General features: G+C 71.8%; 1 pseudogene. It reads left to right on the top strand.

Annotation, left to right across the window (positions count from 1 at the left end):
- Positions 1 to 1548: pseudogene (locus tag G3N62_RS35355) on the top strand (DNA translocase FtsK); the annotation flags it as partial.
- Positions 1549 to 1608: the final 60 nt, after the last annotated feature.

Genomic DNA, 1608 nt, shown 5'->3' with positions numbered 1-1608 from the left:
ACCGATGCGACGCACGCCGCGACGGCCGCCGCAGCCGCGGCTGGAATGGCTGCGACAGCAGGCAGCGTCGCCGCACCGGCTGCGGCGGCCGTGTCGAACGCATTCGCCGAGGCAACGTACGGTATCGCGGCCCGTGACACTGGTGCTCCGGTCCAGCACGATGCCGCGCCCGCACGCGACGACAGCGCGCCGATCGTGCTGGATGCGTTCATGCCGGCGGAGCCCGGCATCCCCGCGACGATTGCCGATTGGGCCACCCCGGCGCTCGACGCGCCCGCACCGCACGCGCTGCCGAATGCTGACACCGGCGCCGGCAGCGACGATGCCGCGTCGTCGCATCAAACCGACGATGACATCCGTCACGTCGACGCTGCGCCCGCCGCACACGCACCTGCACACGGGATCCCGCCGGCGCCGTCGTTCGACGCCCCGGTCGATCTCGCGCCGTGGGAAGACCTCGGCCACCCGTCGGTTTCCGCGTTCGACGTATCGCCCGCGCATCCGATCGCCGAATGGCCGGCAGACGCAACGCAACCGGAGCCGGCCCACGCCGCCTTCGCGCAACAAGCTGACGAAGCAGCGGTCGACGAAGCCCCCGCACGCAATCCGGCAGCATTCTCCGATACCGCCGCCCCGGCGATCGAACGCCCTGCATCGGCTTACCTGCCACCGGGTGTCGATGACGCACATGACGACCTGAAGCCCGCCGGTGGCATCGCGCCGTTCGCGGCGCTCCCCTCTTCGTCGATCGCCGCGACATCGGCACGCGCCATGACCGGAACGACGCCGATTGCGGCAACGTCGGCACGCCCTGCATCGAACCTCGTTCCGGAGGCCGCCCAACCGGCAGGGGCGGAATGTAGTGCATCGCTGTCGGCCATCGCCGAAGGCGGCACGCCCGTCACGCATTGGGCGCCGCCGGTGCAACCCGCGACGACACCCGCGGCGGCTTCCGCGGAATTGCCTGAATCGCCGACGATTCAACCGTTTGCCGCGGCACCGACCGCTTCTGCCGCGGCTGCGTCGCCGTTCGTCGGCACGGCCCTCGGTTCGACCGCACCGGCACCTGCCTCCGCTCCGGGTGTTGCGCCCGTCGCCGCCATACCCGCCGCGACACCATCGACGGCCGGCATGACCGGCACGGCATCGGTTTCGCCGTCGCAACCGGCCGTATCGGCATCGACCGGCGCCTCCGTTGCGCCGGCAGCGCCGATCGGTGTCCCGGACATGAGCTACGGTGCGTTCGTCCGCGCATCGATGCCCGAGACAACCGCCACGCCCGCCGCGGCACCGTCGACGACCGGCGCGCCGGGTTCGGCCGCGCAAGCGCCCGCGGCACCGGCGCCCGTGAGTTTCACGTCCGCCCCGCTTGCGGCACAACCGTCCGTGCCGACACCGGCGCACCAGGCCGGCACGGCAACCTCGTCGAGCGGCACGGCAATCGACGGATCCGGCTCGTTCGGCGCAACCGCCGCGCAACCGGCAACCCGGTTCCGCGGTCCGTTTGCTTTTCAGCGCTCGGTTTCGCCTTTCGCCGACAGCCCGTAGCGCTTCATCTTCTCGTACAGCGTCGCCTTGCCGACGTGCAGCCGGTCGGCCGTCGCGGCG

The sequence above is a fragment of the Burkholderia sp. Tr-20355 genome, from assembly GCF_017104685.1.
Taxonomy (GTDB): domain Bacteria; phylum Pseudomonadota; class Gammaproteobacteria; order Burkholderiales; family Burkholderiaceae; genus Burkholderia; species Burkholderia seminalis.
The sequence above is the reverse complement of the archived record's forward strand: the minus strand, read 5'-3'. Positions and strand labels throughout refer to the sequence as shown.